We start from the raw sequence: 310 nt of genomic DNA, 5'->3' as shown, positions 1-310 counted from the left end.
GCCACGACTTCCATCACCAGGAGCACGATGCCGAGAACCATCCAGTTCCACGGGCCGAGTTCCGAAACGATGCGGTCGATCATTGATGGTCTCCCACAGAGTTAGATGATCAGCTGTCGGTCTGCCGCACGACCGGCGGCCGCGAGCCTTGCCGCGGCGTGCCGGAAGAGCCGTCGCCCTTGAAAACTTCGCGGGCTATCTCGCCGATGCCGCCGAGCGTGCCGATCAGCGACGAAGCCTCCAGCGGCATCAGCACCACCTTGCTGTTGGTGGCCGATCCAATCCTGGTCAGCGCCTCGGTGTATTTCTG

The 310-nt window shown here is 62.9% G+C and carries 2 pseudogenes; both read right to left on the bottom strand.

Annotation, left to right across the window (positions count from 1 at the left end):
• Positions 1–83: pseudogene (locus EN807_RS37765) on the bottom strand (NfeD family protein); the annotation flags it as partial.
• A 26-nt stretch (positions 84–109) separates the two neighbouring features.
• Positions 110–310, bottom strand: a pseudogene (locus tag EN807_RS34130) (SPFH/Band 7/PHB domain protein); the annotation flags it as partial.

Origin of the sequence: Mesorhizobium sp. M5C.F.Ca.ET.164.01.1.1 (genome assembly GCF_004792125.1) — a bacterium.
In the GTDB taxonomy this organism is placed as follows: Bacteria; Pseudomonadota; Alphaproteobacteria; order Rhizobiales; family Rhizobiaceae; genus Mesorhizobium; species Mesorhizobium wenxiniae.
This window is presented reverse-complemented; position numbering and strand designations above follow the sequence as displayed.